18 protein-coding genes are annotated in these 17,409 nt (G+C 68.9%); 9 read left to right on the forward strand and 9 right to left on the reverse strand.

All coding sequences use genetic code 11. The features are described 5' to 3' along the window. Positions 1 to 14: 14 nt before the first annotated feature. The 3 genes from ATK30_RS21305 to nhaA are packed head-to-tail and all read right to left on the reverse strand — an operon-like array spanning position 15 to position 2,693. Positions 15 to 932, reverse strand: coding sequence for an alpha/beta fold hydrolase (locus tag ATK30_RS21305; protein WP_101440975.1), 918 nt, complete (start codon positions 930 to 932; stop codon positions 15 to 17). Between the two features lie 19 nt (positions 933 to 951). Then, positions 952 to 1,449, reverse strand: a complete 498-nt coding sequence (locus ATK30_RS21310; RefSeq protein ID WP_101437098.1) for a phage holin family protein — start codon at positions 1,447 to 1,449, stop codon at positions 952 to 954. Positions 1,450 to 1,508: 59 nt separating this feature from the next. Beyond that, on the reverse strand, positions 1,509 to 2,693 hold the full coding sequence (gene nhaA / locus ATK30_RS21315; protein WP_101437099.1) for a Na+/H+ antiporter NhaA: 1,185 nt from the start codon (positions 2,691 to 2,693) through the stop codon (positions 1,509 to 1,511). A gap of 286 nt (positions 2,694 to 2,979) precedes the next feature. Between nhaA and ATK30_RS21320 the strand changes: the two genes are divergently transcribed. Next, complete coding sequence (locus ATK30_RS21320) at positions 2,980 to 4,437, forward strand: peptide MFS transporter (RefSeq protein ID WP_101437100.1); 1,458 nt, start codon at positions 2,980 to 2,982, stop codon at positions 4,435 to 4,437. Here the strand turns inward: ATK30_RS21320 and ATK30_RS21325 are convergent. Beyond that, the gene (locus ATK30_RS21325; RefSeq protein ID WP_101437101.1) at positions 4,434 to 5,156 is read right to left on the reverse strand and encodes a VIT1/CCC1 transporter family protein; all 723 of its coding nucleotides are present in this window, start codon (positions 5,154 to 5,156) and stop codon (positions 4,434 to 4,436) included. The two genes, ATK30_RS21320 and ATK30_RS21325, sit on opposite strands and share 4 nt — an antisense overlap. Before the next feature lie 119 nt (positions 5,157 to 5,275). On the opposite strand from ATK30_RS21325, the gene ATK30_RS21330 reads away from it, so the two are divergent. Further along, the gene (locus tag ATK30_RS21330) at positions 5,276 to 5,614 is read left to right on the forward strand and encodes a cupin domain-containing protein (protein ID WP_101437102.1); all 339 of its coding nucleotides are present in this window, start codon (positions 5,276 to 5,278) and stop codon (positions 5,612 to 5,614) included. A 62-nt stretch (positions 5,615 to 5,676) separates the two neighbouring features. On the opposite strand, the gene ATK30_RS21335 is transcribed toward ATK30_RS21330, so the two are convergent. The 3 genes from ATK30_RS21335 to ATK30_RS21345 all read right to left on the reverse strand — a co-directional run bounded on the left by ATK30_RS21335 (position 5,677) and on the right by ATK30_RS21345 (position 9,051). Beyond that, positions 5,677 to 6,213, reverse strand: a complete 537-nt coding sequence (locus ATK30_RS21335) for a DUF6319 family protein (protein WP_101437103.1) — start codon at positions 6,211 to 6,213, stop codon at positions 5,677 to 5,679. A 137-nt stretch (positions 6,214 to 6,350) separates the two neighbouring features. Next, a complete protein-coding gene (gene acs, locus ATK30_RS21340) occupies positions 6,351 to 8,354 on the reverse strand; it encodes an acetate--CoA ligase (RefSeq protein WP_101437104.1) in 2,004 nt (667 codons plus the stop codon). Positions 8,355 to 8,472: 118 nt separating this feature from the next. Next, the gene (locus tag ATK30_RS21345) at positions 8,473 to 9,051 is read right to left on the reverse strand and encodes a GNAT family N-acetyltransferase (protein WP_101437105.1); all 579 of its coding nucleotides are present in this window, start codon (positions 9,049 to 9,051) and stop codon (positions 8,473 to 8,475) included. A 113-nt stretch (positions 9,052 to 9,164) separates the two neighbouring features. Between ATK30_RS21345 and ATK30_RS21350 the strand changes: the two genes are divergently transcribed. The 5 genes from ATK30_RS21350 (at position 9,165) to ATK30_RS21370 (ending at position 14,465) form a co-directional block, all read left to right on the forward strand. Beyond that, positions 9,165 to 9,662: a phosphoribosyltransferase gene (locus tag ATK30_RS21350; protein WP_101437106.1), complete on the forward strand. Its 498-nt coding sequence runs from the start codon at positions 9,165 to 9,167 to the stop codon at positions 9,660 to 9,662. An 82-nt stretch (positions 9,663 to 9,744) separates the two neighbouring features. Next, the gene (locus ATK30_RS21355) at positions 9,745 to 10,467 is read left to right on the forward strand and encodes a Fic family protein (RefSeq protein ID WP_101437107.1); all 723 of its coding nucleotides are present in this window, start codon (positions 9,745 to 9,747) and stop codon (positions 10,465 to 10,467) included. 89 nt (positions 10,468 to 10,556) lie between these two features. Next, a complete protein-coding gene (locus tag ATK30_RS21360) occupies positions 10,557 to 11,306 on the forward strand; it encodes a 3-hydroxybutyrate dehydrogenase (RefSeq protein WP_101437108.1) in 750 nt (249 codons plus the stop codon). Between the two features lie 34 nt (positions 11,307 to 11,340). Beyond that, positions 11,341 to 12,648, forward strand: coding sequence for an MFS transporter (locus ATK30_RS21365; protein WP_101437109.1), 1,308 nt, complete (start codon positions 11,341 to 11,343; stop codon positions 12,646 to 12,648). Beyond that, positions 12,645 to 14,465, forward strand: coding sequence for a helix-turn-helix domain-containing protein (locus ATK30_RS21370; protein WP_101437110.1), 1,821 nt, complete (start codon positions 12,645 to 12,647; stop codon positions 14,463 to 14,465). Before ATK30_RS21365 ends, ATK30_RS21370 begins: the two co-directional genes overlap by 4 nt. Here the strand turns inward: ATK30_RS21370 and ATK30_RS21375 are convergent. Next, positions 14,450 to 15,019, reverse strand: a complete 570-nt coding sequence (locus ATK30_RS21375) for a TetR/AcrR family transcriptional regulator (protein WP_101437111.1) — start codon at positions 15,017 to 15,019, stop codon at positions 14,450 to 14,452. The two genes, ATK30_RS21370 and ATK30_RS21375, sit on opposite strands and share 16 nt — an antisense overlap. Positions 15,020 to 15,107: 88 nt before the next feature. Here ATK30_RS21375 and ATK30_RS21380 point away from each other — a divergent pair, with 88 nt between their 5' ends. Continuing rightward, positions 15,108 to 15,983 (forward strand): aldo/keto reductase, encoded by an 876-nt coding sequence (locus tag ATK30_RS21380; protein WP_208637386.1) that lies wholly within the window; start codon positions 15,108 to 15,110, stop codon positions 15,981 to 15,983. Between the two features lie 2 nt (positions 15,984 to 15,985). On the opposite strand, the gene ATK30_RS21385 is transcribed toward ATK30_RS21380, so the two are convergent. Beyond that, on the reverse strand, positions 15,986 to 16,864 hold the full coding sequence (locus ATK30_RS21385; protein ID WP_101437113.1) for a sigma-70 family RNA polymerase sigma factor: 879 nt from the start codon (positions 16,862 to 16,864) through the stop codon (positions 15,986 to 15,988). Positions 16,865 to 16,935: 71 nt separating this feature from the next. Here ATK30_RS21385 and ATK30_RS21390 point away from each other — a divergent pair, with 71 nt between their 5' ends. Continuing rightward, positions 16,936 to 17,388 (forward strand): carboxymuconolactone decarboxylase family protein, encoded by a 453-nt coding sequence (locus ATK30_RS21390; RefSeq protein ID WP_101437114.1) that lies wholly within the window; start codon positions 16,936 to 16,938, stop codon positions 17,386 to 17,388. The last annotated feature ends 21 nt before the right edge of the window (positions 17,389 to 17,409 follow it).

The raw sequence follows: 17,409 nt of genomic DNA on the forward strand, positions 1-17,409 counted from the left end.
CGGTGCGGTGCGGGTTAGCGAACGAAGTCCACAACGGACTTTGTTACTCGGTCTGGGTCTTCCAGGTGGGGGAAGTGGCCGATGCCGGGCCAGATGCGGGGTTCGCGGTGCGGGCCTGCCCAGTGCACTGACGCTAGTGCGGTTTCCGGGAGGATGCAGGTGTCGTCCGCGCCGTGCAGTTGGAGTACCGGGGCGGTGACGCGGCCGTTGACGGCGTCGGTGAAGCGCCTGCCTTCGCCGCGGAATTGTGCGCGGAAGGCCCAGCGGTAGTACTCCAGTGCGGAGTGTGCGACGCCGGGGACCAGCATCGCTTGGCGGAACGGCGGCATCGTCTCGGTGAAGTCCGAAGAGGACCGCCAGGACTCGCCGGACCATTTGGCGAACAGTTCTTCCACTGCCGCCGCATTGTCGCGGACCAGCCATTTCTCCGGGGCCATCGGCACCTGGAAGCGGAAAAGGTGGCCGACGGCGCGGATCTGGCTGCTCGCGCGCTTCACGGCGGACTTGAACGCGAGCGGGTGTGCGGCGCCGATCGCGGTCACTGACGACACGAGGCGGGGGTGCAGCGCCGCGACTGTCCAGGCGAGCATGCCACCCCACGCGTGTCCGACCAGATGTGCCCGGCGGGCGCCCAGTGCCTTGATCAGGCCGCCGACGTCGCCCGCCAGTGTCCACGCGTCGTAGCCGCGCGGGGGTTTGTCCGAGTCGCCGTAGCCGCGCAGATCTACCGCCACCGCGCGGAAACCGGCGTCGGCCAGTGCGGGCAGCTGGTGCCGCCAGGTCCACCAGAACCCGGCGAACCCGTGCAGGAGCAGCACTAACGGTCCCTCGCCGCATTCGGCGACGTGCAGGCGGATGCCGTTGGCCGAGACGTCGCGATGCGTCCACGGCCCGTCGACCCGCACGCTCGACGGGTCCGGCGTCAGCTCCACCACCGCGCGAGGGCTGGCGTCAGCCCTGCTTCGAGGGCAGGTCGTCGTCTTCGGCGGGCTTGCGCTTGAACGCCTCAGCCGTCTCCTTGACGCTGCTGATGGTGCGTTCCGGCGCGCGCAGCTTCTTCACCTTGCGCCAGCCGAGGAACGCGGTCGCGCCCACGGTGATCAGCATCAGGCCGAACACCGTCGCGAACGCGGGCCAGCGGATGCCCCACCAGTCCGACAGACCCTCGGCGATCAGCAGGAACAGGAAGAAGGTGCTGTACAGAAAGACGGTGAGGGCGATCAGGAAGAAGACCGTCCCCTTGAGCGCCTTCTTCGCTTCCTGCGCCAGCTCGGCTTTCGCCAGCTCGATTTCGGCGCGGACCAGCGTCGACAGGTGCTGGGTGGCGTCACCGACGAGCTTGCCGATGGACTGCTCGCTCGCCGCGGCTTCCTCGTCGCTGGACAGGGGCAGGTACGGCACGGCCCCCACGCCGTCGGGGCTGGTGCGCTCGTGTTTGGGGCTGCTCACCGGGTCATCGTGCCACGTGGCCGTTCCCCGGGCGCGACGGACCGGCGGGAGTGTCGGGATCAAGCCGCCTTCGCGTGTACCCGGCTGCGCCGCAAGAGCAGCACGGCCGCCGTCAGCGAGGCGATCGCCGACGCGATCAAGACCGCCGCCTTGGCCACTTCAGCCGCCTCGCCGGGCAGCGCGAGTTCGGCGATCAGCAGGCTGACGGTGAACCCGACTCCGCCGAGCACGGACAGCGCCGCCACGTCTCGCCAGCTCATTCCGCTGGGCTTTTCCGCCACGCGCAGCTTCACCGCCAGCAGGCTCGCGCCGAAGATGCCGACGAACTTCCCGGCGACCAGTCCGATGAGGACAGCCAGCGGCAGCGCGGTGGTGAAAACCGTCGACAGCGCGTCGCCGTTCACCGAAATCCCCGCGGCGAACAAGGCGAACACCGGCACCGCCACCGCCGCTGACCACGGCTGAAGCCGGTGTTCGAGCCGGACGGCGGGCGATTCTTCTTCGCCCTCGTCCTCGCGGACGCGAGTGAGCAGCCCGAGCGCGACGCCGGCGATCGTCGCGTGGATGCCCGCCGAGTGCACCGCGACCCAGGTGATCAGCGCGAGCGGCACGTACAGCCAGGGCGTGCGGACGCGTTTGTGCTGCAGGAAGGCGTAAAGCCCGAGCGCGACCGCCGCGATCGCCGCCGCGATCAGGTTGAAACTGCTGGTGAAGAGGATCGCGATGACGAGAATCGCGCCCAGGTCGTCCACCACGGCAAGGGAAAGCAGGAACACCCGCGCACTGCTGGGCAGGTTCGAGGCGGTCAGCGCGAGCACGCCGAGGGCGAACGCGATGTCCGTCGCCACCGGGATCGCCCACGCGCTGTCGACCTCCGGAGTGCCCCAGGCGATCGAAAGCGCGAGCGCCGCGGGCACGACCATGCCGCCGATCGCGGCGATCACCGGCAGCACTGCCTGCCGCCACCGGGACAGCTCGCCGACCACCAGTTCGCGTTTGAGTTCGAGCCCGGCGACGAAGAAGAACAGCGCGAGCAGGCCGTCCTTCGCCCAGTCGCCAAGGGCGAGGTTGAGGTGCAGGAACTCCGGGCCGAGCCGGAAATCACGGAGCGCCTCGTAAGCCGGCGCGAGCGGCGAGTTGGCCCAGACCAGGGCGACCGCGGTGGCGGCGAGCAGGATCAGTCCGCCCGTGGTTTCGGTGCGGAGGAAGCGGGCGAATTCGGCGACGGCGCGGGCTGGGGACACGAACGACTCCTTCTGGGGACGGCGACTCTGCCGCCGACCAGACTTCCCGGCACACCGATGTCCAGTTTACCGTCCGCAGTCGCCGATTACCGGCCGTTGTGACGAACGGCAACCCGCGCCTGCCCGATGACGCTCGCATCACCGGTGGCTGCGCGCAATCGCAGGTCAGACCGTCGCGACGGCAAGTTGTCTAGTCCATACCGACGCCGGTTTTTCGTTCACTTGTTCGCCTTCTAGCATGCGAGGAGAAAACGACAACGAGGTTGAATACAGGGACGAGGCAGTAGTGAGCACCTCGATCGACGCCCAGGCCGACACCAGATTCTTCGGGCACCCGAGGGGGTTGGCGAACCTCTTCGGCGTGGAGATGTGGGAGCGCTTCTCCTTCTACGGGATGCAGGGCATCCTCGCCATCTACCTCTACTACCAGGCCAGCAAGGGCGGCCTCGGGATCGACCAGAGCGCCGCGCTCGGCATCGTCGGCGCGTACGGCGGCACGGTCTACCTCGCCACGGTCATCGGCGCGTGGATCGCCGACCGGCTGCTCGGCTCTGAACGCACGCTGTTCTACAGCGCGGTCGTGGTGATGATCGGGCACATCGCGCTGGCGGTCCTGCCCGGCCTGACCGGCGTCGGGGTCGGCCTCGCGTGCGTCGCGCTCGGGTCCGGCGGCCTCAAGGGCAACGCGACCTCGGTGGTCGGCACGCTGTACGCCGAGGGCGACGAGCGACGCGACGCCGGGTTCACGATCTTCTACATGGGCGTCAACCTCGGCGGATTCATCGGCCCGCTGCTGACCGGCCTCGCCCAGCAGAACCTCGGGTTCCACTTCGGCTTCGGCCTCGCCGCGATCGGCATGGCGCTCGGGCTGATTCAGTACACGATCGGGCGGAAGAATCTGGGCGCGAAGGCGTCCGAGGTGCCGAACCCGCTGCCGTCCTCGCAGCGCCCGATCGTGATCGGCGTCGCCGTGGTGATCATCGCCGCGGTCGTCGCGCTGATCATGTCCGGCGTGGTCACCCCGGACAACCTCGCCGACGTCGTGGTCTACGTGGTCGTCGCGATCTCGGTGGTGTACTTCCTCGCGATCCTGACCAGCAAGAAGATCACCTCCGACGAGCGCAGCCGGGTGCTGTCGTTCATCCCGATGTACATCGCGAGCGCCGCGTTCTTCTCGCTGTACCAGCAGCAGTCGACGGTCGTCTCGGTCTACAGCGACCAGCGGCTCGACCGCGACCTGTTCGGCTGGACGATGCCGGTGTCCTGGGTCAACTCGATCAACCCGGTGTTCATCATCGTGCTCGCGCCGATCATCGCGGCGATCTGGACGAAACTCGGCCCGAAGCAGCCGTCGACGCCGATGAAGTTCGTGCTCGGCACGGTGCTCATGGGCCTGGCGTTCCTGCTGTTCCTGCCGATGGCGCACACCGGCCAGAACGGGAGCCCGCTGCTCGCGCTGGCCGGCATCCTGCTCGTGTTCACCATCGCCGAGCTGATGCTGTCGCCGGTCGGGCTTTCGCTGTCGACGAAGCTCGCGCCGGAGGCGTTCCGGACGCAGATGGTGGCGCTGAACTTCCTGTCGGTGTCACTGGGCACCGCGTTGTCGGGCAAGCTCGCGCAGTCCTACGACCCGCACGACGAGGTGCCGTACTTCAGCATCATCGGCGGCGTCGCGGTCGCGATCGGGTTGCTGCTGTTCGCGCTGATCCCGGTGATCCGCCGTTTGATGCGCGGGGTGCACTAGCCGACGGTGGTGCCGAAAAGCACTCCGACGAAGTAAGTGACGAGCATGGTGAGGGCGCCGACGCCTACATTGCGGGCGATCGCGCGCCCCACCTGCGCGTTGCCGAGCCGCGCGCTCACGAAACCGGTGAGCGTGAGCCCGACGACCACCGCCAGCGCGCACGCCCAGACCCGGACGCTGACCGACGTCCAGGCGATCGCCAGCAACGGCAGCAGCGCGCCGACGGAGAACGCCACCAGCGACGCCCACGCCGCCTGCCACGGGCTGGTCAGGTTGTCCGGGTCGATGCCGAGCTCGGCTTCCGCGTGCGCCTGCAGCGGATCCTTTTCGGTCAGCTCCCGCGCGACCTGCTTCGCCAGCTCCGGCGAGAGGCCCTTGTTCTCGTAGATCTCCGCGAGTTCGCGTTCCTCGGCCTCCGGCATCGTTTTCAGTTCGTGCTTCTCGAGCCGCAGCAGCGCGCGTTCGGTGTCGCGCTGGGTGCTCACGCTCACGTATTCCCCGCCCGCCATGGAAAACGCGCCCGCGACGAGCCCGGCGATTCCGGCGGTGAGGATCGCGGTGCTGTCCGTGGTGGCTCCCGCGACGCCCACGACTATGCCCGCGACGGACACGATCCCGTCGTTCGCACCGAGAACCCCGGCGCGCAGCCAGTTCAGCTTGCCGCCGACGTCCCGGTGCGGTTCGTGCGCGTGCACCGCGTCGCCCATCGTTTCGGTCACGTCTTCAGTGAATCACGGAAATTGTTTCCGCGCGACATTTTCCCGGTCACACGAATTCGGTTAAGAAAGGCAATCCTCAATGAATTGTGCCTTGCCTGACCCGGGAATAGGCTGCCGGGATGGAGCAGGAGTGGCGGACGTTGTCGGTGGTGGAGGGGCAGCCGTTGCGCGGCGGCACCGGGCTGATCCGGGAACGGGCGCGCGCGGAACACGGCCTGGCGTACGAAATCCGTTATCCGGCGGGCGTCGCGTCGGCCGAGCACAGCCACGACCACGACAGCATCGTGCACGTGCTGGAAGGGCGGCTGCGCGGCACGGTCGACGGCGTCTGGTCCGAGCTCGGACCGGGCGACGTGGTGGTGCATCCGCGCGGCGTGCGGCACCACGTCGAAGCGCTCGCCGACAGCCGGTGGATCGAGTTCAAAGCCCCGCTGCCCGGACGGCCGCCGGTGGGCTGAAACGACGAACGCCCGGGTCCGGCGCCACTGTGGACACCGGACCCGGGCGAACGGGGGCTAGCTCAGTTGTCGAGTTCGGCCAGCGCCGCCTTCGCGGCTTCCAGCTCCGCCTCCAGCTGCGCGACCTTCGCGGCCTGCGCCTCGCGGGCGGCGTTGATGACCTCGTCGATCGGGCCGGACAGGTCCTGGTGCAGTTCCTTCGCCGCACGCGACACCGCCGCGGCCGGGACTGCCAGGCCCTTCGCCACCCACTTGGCGCCGTTCTTCAGCTCGGCCTGCCATTCGCCGTCCGCCGTGCCGGTGACGGTCAGCGTCAGCTCCACGGTGCGGGTCTTCTTCGCCGTCGACGCCGCGGCCTTCGCGCGGCCGCGCTTCGGCTTCGGCGATTCCACGGCCGGGGTCTCCGAAGACTCCGAAGGCTCCGACGCTGGCTTGGCGGCGTCCGCCGGGGCGGAGTCCGAAGCCTTTTCCTCGGCAGAGGCAGCGGCAGTGGGCTCGGCGACTTCCGGGGCCTCCGGGGTGCCGGCGGCCTGCGGCGATGACGCCGCCGCCGGCCCGGCCGCAGTGTCCTCGTCGTGCGTCAAGGCTTCCACGGACATTCGTGTCGTCTCCTTGCCCGGATCTGGGTTGGGTACGCGGGCATCGTAGAACATGCGTTCGATGCCCGCACTTTCAGGGGAACAATGCAGGAAGGGACCCTCCCAGCCGGGAGAGCCCCTTCCTGACGGTGAAGAACTTACTCCTCCTTGCCGGACTTCAGCCCGGAGGAGATGAGGTCCATGACCGACGAGTCGGCGAGCGTGGTGACGTCGCCGATCTGGCGGTTCTCCGCGACGTCGCGCAGCAGCCGGCGCATGATCTTGCCGGAGCGGGTCTTCGGCAGCTCGGCCACGACCATGATCTGGCGCGGCTTCGCGATCGGCCCGATCTCCTTCGCGACGTGGTTGCGCAGCTCCTGCACTGCAGCTTCACCAGCACTGCCGCCGCCTGCTTTGATTGATTCTGCCGCGTTGCCGCGCAGGATCACGAACGCGACGATGCCCTGTCCGGTGGTCGGGTCGGTCGCGCCGACGACGGCGGCCTCGGCGACCGTCGGGTGCGACACGAGCGCGGACTCGACCTCGGTGGTGGAGATCCGGTGCCCGGACACGTTCATCACGTCGTCCACGCGGCCGAGCAGCCAGATGTCGCCGTCCTCGTCGTACTTCGCGCCGTCGCCGGCGAAGTAGTAGCCCTGCTCGGAGAAACGGGACCAGTAGGTCTCGCGGAAGCGCTCGTCGTCGCCCCACACGCCGCGCAGCATCGACGGCCACGGCTTGTCGAGCACCAGGTATCCGCCGCCGCCGTGCGGGACCTCCGTGCCGGTGTCGTCGACGACCTTCGCCGAGATGCCCGGCAGCGCGCGCTGTGCGGAACCCGGTTTGGCGGCGGTGACGCCGGGCAGCGGCGAGATCATGATCGCGCCGGTTTCGGTCTGCCACCACGTGTCGACGACCGGCGTCTTGCTCGCGCCGATCGTGTCGCGGTACCAGATCCAGGCCTCGGGGTTGATCGGCTCGCCCACGCTTCCGAGAACCCGCAGCGAGGACAGGTCGTACTTCGCCGGGATGTCGTCGCCCCACTTCATGAAGGTGCGGATCAGCGTCGGCGCGGTGTAGTAGATCGAGACCTTGTACTTCTGGATGATTTCCCAGTGCCGGCCCTCGTGCGGGGTGTTCGGCGTGCCTTCGTAGACGACCTGGGTCACGCGGTTCGCCAGCGGGCCGTAGACGATGTAGGAGTGTCCGGTGATCCAGCCGATGTCGGCGGTGCACCAATAGACGTCTTCGCCCGGCTTGTGGTCGAACACGACGTTGTGGGTGTACGCGGTCTGGGTCAGGTACCCGCCCGAAGTGTGCAGAATGCCCTTCGGCTTGCCCGTGGTGCCCGAGGTGTACAGGATGAACAGCGGGTGCTCGGAATCGAACGCTTCCGGCTTGTGCTCAGTGGACTGTCCGTCGACCAGTTCGTGCCACCACAGGTCGCGGCCCTCGGTCCACGGCGTCTCGCCCTCGAGGTCGCTGCCGGTGCGCCGGACGACGATGACCTTCTGCACGGTTTCCGCGCCCTGCAAGGCTTCGTCGACGTTCGCCTTCATCGGCGCCGCCTTGCCGCGGCGGTACTGGCCGTCCGACGTGATCACGATCTTCGCCGACGCGTCGTCCACCCGCGCGCGCAGCGCCGTCGGCGAGAAGCCGCCGAACACCACGCTGTGCAGGGCGCCGATCCGCGCGCACGCCAGCATCGCGAAAATCGCTTCGGGCACCATCTGCAGCTGGATCGCGACGACGTCCCCGGCCACGACGCCGAGCGACGACAGCGCGTTCGCGGCCTTCGAGACCTCGTCCTTCAGCTGCGCGTAGGTGATGTCGCGCGTGTCGCCCGGCTCGCCGACCCAGTGGATCGCGACCTGGTCCCCGTGGCCCGACTCGACGTGCCGGTCCACGCAGTTGTACGCGACGTTCAGTTTCCCGCCCACGAACCACTTCGCGAACGGAGCATTGGTCCAGTCCAATACCTGGGACCACTTCGTGTCCCACGACAGCCGCTCCGCCTGGCCGGCCCAGAACTGCTCCCGGTCAGCGTCCGCCGTCGCATACAAATCGGCCTTCGCGTTCGCCTGACCAGCGAACTCGTCGCTGGGAGGAAACGTGCGGCTCTCCGTGAGCAGGTTGTCCAACGCTGGGGACTGCTCGGTCATGGTGCAAAGCCTCCTGTAGTGCGAACCCGCGGCTCAGGGAACGCTAGCGACGTTAGTCCGCCTACGACAAGGTTGCAGCCACGTTGCGCGCACAGCTCGAAGCGATCCGCGGCGAGGCTCAGCCGAGGCGGGCGAGCAGCCGGGCACGGGCGCCCGGCCACTCGGCGTCCGTCATCGAGTAGAGCACCGTGTCGCGGGTCGTGCCGTCCGGACGGATCCGGTGCGCTCGCAGCACCCCTTCGCGCAGCGCGCCAAGCCGTTCGATGGCGCGTTGCGAGCGGAGGTTGCGGTTGTCGGTTTCCCACGCGACGCGCTGGGCTCCCCAGTCCTCGAAGGCATTGCGCAGCAGGAGGAATTTGGCCTCGGTGTTGAGCGCGGTGCGCTGGAATTCGGCCCCGATCCAGGTGTGCCCGATCGAGAGGATCCGGTGTTTCGCTACTACCTGGTAATAAGAAGTGGTTCCGGCGACGCGGCCGGACGCGAGGTCGATCTGCGCCCACGGGCGGCGGTCCGGGTCGGCGAGCGCGTTCTTCACCATCGTCTCGGCTTCGCCGAGGTCGGCGGGCTGCCGGACGCTCAGCCAGGCCCAGATGCCCGGGTCGGCTCCCGCCTCGAGCAGTCCGGGGGCGTGGTCGAGGGACAGCGGTTCGAGCCGGACGTGGCGGCCGGACAGAATGGGGTGCTCGCTCCAGGTCACGGACTCACGCTACGGCCGCATGTGGCTGTTCCGAAGTGCCATTTCCTGGTCCTTTCGGCAGTCCACTTTCCGGCCGCTTATGCTCGGCGGACCACCCGAGAAAGAGAGCGCGCATGGCCGAGGAGCGAGAAAACCTCACCTGGGAGTTGTTCGGTTCGGCGAGCCGGGAGCTGGCGCGGGAGGTGGCCGCGGACGGGTTCATGCCCGACCTCATCCTTTCCATCGCGCGCGGCGGGCTGTTCGTCGCCGGCGCGCTCGGGTACGCCCTCGACGTGAAGAACCTGCACGTGATGAACGTCGAGTTCTACACCGGCGTCGACCAGCGGCTGGACCTTCCGGTCATGCTGCCGCCGGTGCCCAACGTGGTTGATCTCACACACAAGAAGGTGCTGGTCGCCGACGACGTCGCGGACACCGGGGCGACGCTCAAGCTGGTCCGCGACTTCTGTGCCGACCACGTCGCGGACGTGCGTTGTGCGGTGGTTTACGAGAAGCCCGCTTCGACGGTCAAGTGCGAGTACGTGTGGAAGCGGACCGACCGGTGGATCAACTTCCCGTGGTCGGTTCTGCCGCCCGTCGTGGAGCGTGCTGGGCAGGCGCTTGAAGCATGAGCGCTGCTTGCGAGCGAATCATCGATATTCATGCCGTCGCCTCCCGGTCGACCGGCGTGCAACTCCTTGTGGAGGCGACGGCATGAGCGATCCGCTGAAGCCGTTGCTGGAGCTGGACGGCGTCGCCGCGGCTGCCAAGGCCGCGCAGGATGCCGTTTTCGCCGTGCACCGGCTACCCGCGAATCTGCGTGGCGGGGCGGAGACCGCGGCTGAGGCTTCGGTCCGGGCGGCACGGGCTTCGGCGGGGATCGACGGGGCTAATCCTGAGTTGCCGGAAGACGGCTCGGTGACGGATCCGCTGCTCGCCGGCGCGCTGCGGGTCGCGGAGAAGCTGGAGTCGTTGCTGCCGACGTGGCGGCGGGCTCCGTTGCAGGCGTTGGCCCGGCTGCATTTGCTGGCCGCGTCGGACGTCGTGTCCGATCCGGATCAGCTCGGCCGTCCGCAGCGCGGCGGGGAGCGGCTGGAGTTGCTGGCCCAGCTCGTCACCGGTGCGACTTCGGTGCCGGGGCCGGTGCTGACCGCGGTGGTGCACGGCGAGCTGCTGGCGTTGGCGCCGTTTGGTTCGGCGGACGGCGTGGTCGCCCGGGCGGCGGCCCGGCTGTCGATGATCGCGACCGGGCTTGATCCGAAGGCCTTGACGGTGCCGGAAGTCGCCTACTTCCGCCGCGTTCCGCGGTATGTCGAGCTGGCGCAGGGGTTTGCCGGCGGGACGGCAGACGGCGTGCGCGAGTGGCTGCTCTTCTGCTGCGAGGCCTTCGAAACCGGGGCGAGCGAGGCGCGGAGCATCTCGTCGGCCGCTGGCTGACAGATGTGGCCTGACCACATCACCGGACGGCATTCTGTAGTGGATTGAGCCATGGTCGCCCTGGTCGGAGCGACTTACTGTTTCCGGCCATGACCAGTGACAGTTCCCTCGCCGGGCGCACCGCGCTGGTGACCGGCGGCGGCAGCGGCATCGGGCTGGCCTGCGTGCGGGCGTTCGGCGCCGCTGGGGCCAAGGTGCACGTGGCGGACGTCGCCGGGGCGGAGGCGGCGGCTGCTGAGGTCGGCGGGCAGGCGCACGTCGTGGACCTGACCGACCCGGCGGCGCTGGAGACACTGCCCGCGGACGTCGACGTGCTCGTCAACAACGCGGGCGTGCAGCACGTCGCGCCGCTGCCGGAATTCCCGCCGGAGCGGTTCGCCTTCATCCAGTCGTTGATGGTGACCGCGCCGTTCCTGTTGATCCGCCGGTGCCTGCCCGCGATGTACGCGCGCGGCTGGGGACGGATCGTGAACATGTCGAGCGTGCACGGCGTGCGGGCGAGTCCGTACAAAGCTGCTTACGTCACGGCGAAACACGCGCTCGAGGGACTGTCCAAAGTGGCCGCTCTCGAAGGCGCCGAGCACGGGGTCACGAGCAATTGCGTGAATCCCGGCTACGTCCGTACGCCGCTCGTCACCGGTCAGCTCGAAGCGCAGGCGGCCGAACACGGTGTGCCGCCGGAAGAAGTCCTGGAACAGGTTTTGCTGCGCCGGGCCGCGATCAAGCGGCTGATCGAACCCGAGGACGTCGCCGATCTCGTGGTGTGGCTGTGCGGCGAGTCCGCCGGGCACGTCACCGGTGCGTCGCTTCCCGTTGACGGCGGCTGGACCGCTGGCTGAAATCCCCTTTCCCCACAACGGAGTGGAGTCCATTATGGACAAAAAGCTGCTGCGCGTCGTCGGCGCCGGGCTGATCGGAACCACCATCGAGTGGTACGACTTCTTCCTTTACACGTCGGCCGCCGCGCTGGTCTTCAACAAGCTGTTCTTCCCGACCGCCGACCCGCTCACCGGCACCCTGCTGGCGTTGCTCACCTACGCGGTCGGCTTCCTCGCCCGGCCGATCGGCGGACTCGTGTTCGGCCACTTCGGCGACCGGATCGGGCGCAAGAAACTGCTGGTCGTGAGCCTGTTGATGATGGGCGGCTCGACGTTCGCGATGGGATTGCTGCCCACGTACAGCGCGGTCGGCGCGCTCGCGCCGATCCTGCTGACGCTGCTGCGGCTGATCCAGGGCTTCGCCCTCGGCGGCGAGTGGGGCGGCGCGGTGCTGCTGGTGTCCGAGCACGGCGACGACCGCCGGCGCGGGTTCTGGTCGTCCTGGCCGCAGACCGGTGTTCCGGCCGGGAACCTGCTGGCCACGGCGGTGCTCACGATCCTGGCGTCGGCGCAGTCGGACGCGACTTTCCAGGCTTGGGGCTGGCGGATCCCGTTCCTGCTGTCCGGCGTGCTGGTCGTGCTCGGCCTGTGGATTCGGCTGGCAGTTTCGGAATCGCCGGTGTTCATCGCGGCGAAGGCCGCCGCCGACGAGCGTGAGCAGGCGCCGATCGTCGACGTCTTCCGCGGACACTTCCGCGCGCTGGCGGTGACGTTCGGCGCGCGCATCGCGGAAAACGTGTCCTACTACGTGATCACCGCGTTCATTCTCGTGTACGTGACCAGCGGTCTCGGTCTGCCGAAGGCGACCGGGCTGACCGCGGTGCTCGTCGCATCGGCGGTGCATTTCGTGACGATTCCCTTGTGGGGACTGCTGTCCGACAAGATCGGCCGGAAGCCGGTGTACCTGTTCGGCGTGGTCGGGATGGCCGCGTGGTCGTTCGGGTTCTTCTGGCTGCTCGACCTGCGCACGACGGGTTCGGTGATCGGCGCGGCGGTGATCGGGCTCGTCGTGCACGGTGCGATGTACGGACCGCAGGCGGCGTTCTTCGCGGAGCAATTCCCGACGCGGGTGCGCTACACCGGGCTTTCGGTCGGCGGCCAGCTGTCGTCCATCGCGGCCGGCGCGATCGCGCCGTTGATCGCGGTGGCGCTCTTCGAGGCGTACCACTCCACGGTGCCGGTTTCGGTCTACGTGGTCGCGATGTGCCTGTTGTCGCTGGTCGCGCTGCTCGGTGCGCGGGAGACGCGCGGCGCGTCGCTGCACGAGACGGCGGCCGAACGGCAGGCTTCAATGACAGCATGACGGGTGTGGATCCCACCGCTGAGGCGTATCGCCGGCTGCTCGAACTGCTCGCCGCCGGAGCGAGCAGCGAGCAGCTGGCGCACGTCGCGGCCCGGGGACTGTCCGCGGAACAGGCGGCCGCGATCGGTTCGGCGACCGAGTTGGCGCTGCGGATCCGCGAGACGCTCAGCGAGCACCGGCGGCGGGAAGCCGAGCTGACCGCGTTGTTCGACACCGCGAGCGACCTCGCCCGGCTGCGCGATCCGGACGCGGTGCTGCGGTCGATCGTCCGGCGTGCGCGGACGCTGCTGGGCGTGGACGTTTCGTACCTCAGCCTCAACGACGAGGCGAACGGCCAGACGTACATCCGCGTCACCGACGGGTCGGTTTCCGCGCTGTTCCAACAGATTGTGCTCGGGATGGGCGAGGGCCTCGGCGGGCTCGTGGCGCAGACCGCGCGTCCCTACGCGACCGCGGACTACTTCGAGGACGAGCGGTTCCGGCATACGAAGCCGATCGACGCGGGCGTCCGCGAGGAAGGGTTGAAGGCGATCCTCGGTGTGCCGTTGGCGATCGGCGGCAAGGTGCTGGGCGTGCTGTACGCGTCGGACCGGTCTTCGCGGACGTTCTCGACGGCGGAGGTCGCGCTGCTTTCGTCGCTGGCCGCGCACGCCGCGATCGCGTTGGACACTGCGCATCTCCTGGAAGAAACGCGTTCGGCGGCTGCGGAACTGAACGCGGCCAACGCGACGATGCGCCGGGCTGACGAAGCGCACGACCGCTTGATGGACCTCGTGCTCGGCGGTGCGGATTTGCCCGCGGTGGCCGCGGAAGTGGCCGGGGTGTTGCGCGGCTCGATCGCGGTGCACGACGAGGAAGGCGGGCTGCTGGCGGGTGCCGAAATGCCTTTCGACGCCGCCGCGGTGGCTTCGTCGCACGCCAACGGCCGGGCAGTGTCTACAAAGGACGTATGGGTCTGCGCGGTGCGGGCGGGCCGGGAATTGCTCGGCAGCCTGACGCTCTCCGGACGACCGGAGCTGGCCGGAGACGACCGTCGGCTGTTCGAGCGAGCGGCTGTCGTCACCGCATTGTTGTTGCTGCTGCGCCGTTCCGTGGCACAAGCCGAGGACCAGGTGCGCGGCGAGTTGCTGACCGACCTGCTCACCGCGCCGACCCGAAACCCCGGCGCATTGGTCGCGCGGGCACGCCGGTTGGGTGTCGATTTGTCGGCACCGCACGTGGTTTTGGTCGCGCACGCGTCCGGCATTTCCCGACGTGGGCTCGCCGCGGCCTGCGCGCGGTACGGCGATTTGGTCGGAGTCCATGCGGAGCAAGTGGTCGCGCTCGCGCCGGATCAGCCTGCCCCAGCACGGATCGCCGCGGAGCTCAAGTCCGTTGTGGACTGTCCGGTGACCGTCGGCGCGGCTGGCCCGGCGAGTGGGCCGGAAGCGTTGGCGCAGGCGTACACCGAAGCTGTTCGGTGCGTTAATACCCTGCTGGCGCTCGGTCGCGAAGGCGACGGCGCGGCGATGGCCGATCTCGGGTTTCTCGGCGTCCTGCTCGGCAGGCATTCCGACCTGTCCGGCTACGTCCGGGCGACGCTCGGCCCGGTCCTCGACTACGACGCCCGCCGCGGCACCGACCTCATCGGCACGTTGCGCGCGTACTACGCGGCAGGCGGGAATTTGGCGCGGGCAAAGGAAACCCTGCACGTCCACGTCAACACGGTCGCGCAGCGGATGGAACGCCTCGCGGCGTTGCTCGGCGAGGATTGGCGCGAACCCGAACGCTCCTTGGAGATCCAGCTCGCGCTGCGCGTGCATCAGCTCGGCGGCTGACGAACTCCGGCGTGGACCAGGTCGAGCATCCGGCCCAGTTGTTCCGGTCCGTCCGGCAGCGTCCGCATGCTGCAGGCACCGACCACCGTCACGACAACGTCTTGCGCGCGAACGTCCGCCCGGAGGGTGCCGTCCGCCACGCCCGCGTCCAGGATCAGCTGAACGGCCTCGGTCAGCTCCGCGCGGACCTGCGTCATGTCGACCGTGCCCGCCTCGATGATCGCGCGCAGCGTGTCAGCCATGTCGTGCTTCGTGCTCGCATACTCGGCGAAGCGGTCCATCCATCGACGCAGCGCGCGAAGCGGCTTCTCGGTCTCGAGCAGTTTCGGCGCGCTCGCGACGACCTGTGCCAACTCGTCCCGGTACAGCGCTTCGACGAGCGCTTCGCGGGTAGGGAAGTGGCGGTAGAGCGTGCCGATGCCGACACCCGCTTCGCGCGCGACGCGCTCCAGCGTGACGGGCTCGTCGCCTTCGCCGAACGCCTTGCGGGCAGCAGCGAGCAGGCGAAGACGGTTGCGTTCGGCGTCCGCGCGCGGTTTCTTCGGGCTCGACAAAGCGGAGGGTCCTCCGGTTCTGCTACGGTAGTGATACGGAGGCACCTCCGCATCACCGACTACTATGCCACGGCAGGAGTCTTTCCTCATGACGGCAACCCCAGCTCCAGGCGGCACCGCGAAGCTCGCCGGCCACGAGGTCGCGCGCATCGGCTACGGCGTGATGCAGCTCGGCCGCCCCGGCACCGACCGCGCTGACCAGGTAGAACTGCTGCGCTCCGCGGCGAACGCGGGCGTGAATCACCTGGACACCGCCCAGTTCTACAGCGACGGCCGGTGCAACGACCTGATCCGCGAAGCGTTCTCGCCCTATCCGGACGACCTGGTCGTGGTGACCAAGGTCGGTGCCGAGGAAGCACCGGAAGGGCTCCGGCTCGCGCAGCGGCCGGCGCAGCTTCGGGAGCAGGTCGAGGCCAATCTCGCCTCACTCGGCGTCGAACAGCTCGACGTGGTCAACCTGCGCCGCGCGGACGCCGGACCCGGCCTGATCGCGGAAGGCGACCAGCGCGTCGACATCGACGACCAGCTCGCCGAGCTGATTTCCCTGCGCGACGCCGGAAAGATCGGCTCGCTCGGGCTCAGCAACGTGTCCGCCGACCAGCTCCGGCACGCGCTCGGAGTCGGGATCGTCTGCGTGCAGAACTCCTACAACGTGCTCGCTCGCGACACCGAACCCGTGCTGGAGCTGTGCCGGGAACACGGAATCGCCTGGGTGCCGTATTTCCCGCTGGGCTCCGCTTTCGAACTGGGCCAGGACGTGACCGGGAATCCGGTCGTGACTGGCATCGCGGCCGAACTCGGCTGTACCCCGGCGCAGCTCGCGCTGGCCTGGCTGTTGCAGCGCTACGAGGGCACGCTGCTGATCGCGGGCACGGCGACTCCGGCGCACCTCGCCGAGAACCTCGCCGCCGGCCAGGTGCAGCTGCCCGCCGAAGCGGTAGCTGCCCTGGACCGGCTCGGCTGACCTCAGAAGTTCAGCGCGGCGACCCGATCGGCGTCGGCGAGGATGTTGATCTCCGTGATCAACCCGTCGGCCACGGTGAACGACAGCACCGAAACCGCCTTCCCGTCGCGCCGGGCGATGATGCCCGGCCCGCCGTTGACGGTCGCGTACTCCGAAACCAGGCCGACCGGGCGGAACTGCGACGCGTTGCCCGCGACCTCCGCCGCGCCGCGCACGACCTTCGAGCCGGGCCCGCCGGTGTCGACGCGCAGCAAAGCGTCCGGGTGCAAGAGCGCGACGAGCCCCTCGAAGTTGCCGCCCCGGGCGGCGGTGAGCCAGGCGTCCGCGATCTTGCGCTGCTGGGTTCGATCCGCCGGACCGGCCGGCGTCACGCCCTGCACGCGGCGGCGCGCCCGGCTCGCCAGCTGCCGTACCGCGGCGGTGTTCTTGTCGAGCATCGTCGCGATCTCGTCGAACGGCACGGCGAACATGTCGTGCAGGACGAATGCGAGCCGTTCCGCCGGGTCGAGCGCCTCCAGCACCACCAGCAGCGCGAGCCCCACCGAGTCCGCGAGGACCTCCTGCTCCGCCGGATCGACGCCGTCCCCGGTCTCCACGACCGGGTCCGGCACCCGGACGTCCAGCGGGTCCTCGCGGCGGGTCGCGCGCGAGCGCAGCATGTTGAGGCATTGCCGCGACACGATCGTCGTCAGCCAGCTGCCGGTGTTGCGGATCTCCTCGCCCGACGATCGCGTCACCCGCAGCCAGGTCTCCTGGATCGCGTCGTCGGCCTCGGCGAACGAACCGAGCATCCGGTACGCCACCGCCCGCAACCTGGGCCGATGCTCCTCGAACTGAGCCGCCCAGAAATTCTCGTCCTGTTTTTCGTCCCGCACTGTCACATCTTCTCCTCGGCCCGGGTCATACCGGCAAGACCCGCCGAACGCGGCGGACGTGACAGGAGGAGATCGCCATGCAGGCTCGGATGACCCACCCGATCCAGGTGCAGCCGGACGCGATGAAGGCACTGATGGCGCTGAGCAAGGCCGCCAACGACAGCACCGTGCCCGCGACCACGCACCACCTGATCCACGTGCGGGTGAGCCAGATCAACGGCTGCAGCGTGTGCGTCGACATGCACTCGCGGGAGATGAAGGAGGCCGGCGAGAAGGACGAGCGGATCTGGGCCGTCGGTGCGTGGCGCGAATCGCCGTACTTCACCGACGCCGAGCGCGCCGCGCTCGACCTGGCCGAACATGTGACCCGGCTGGCCGACCGATCGGACCCGGTCCCGGACGAGGTCTGGGACGCCGCCGCGGACATCTACGACGAGAAGGAGCTTTCGTCGCTGCTGCTGTCCATCGCCGGGATCAACGTGTGGAACCGGCTCAACGCCGCGATCCGTCAGCCGGTCGGTTCGTTCTGAGGCGTACCCGGGGGTACTGGG

The organism is Amycolatopsis echigonensis (genome assembly GCF_002846615.1).
Lineage (GTDB): Bacteria > Actinomycetota > Actinomycetes > Mycobacteriales > Pseudonocardiaceae > Amycolatopsis > Amycolatopsis echigonensis.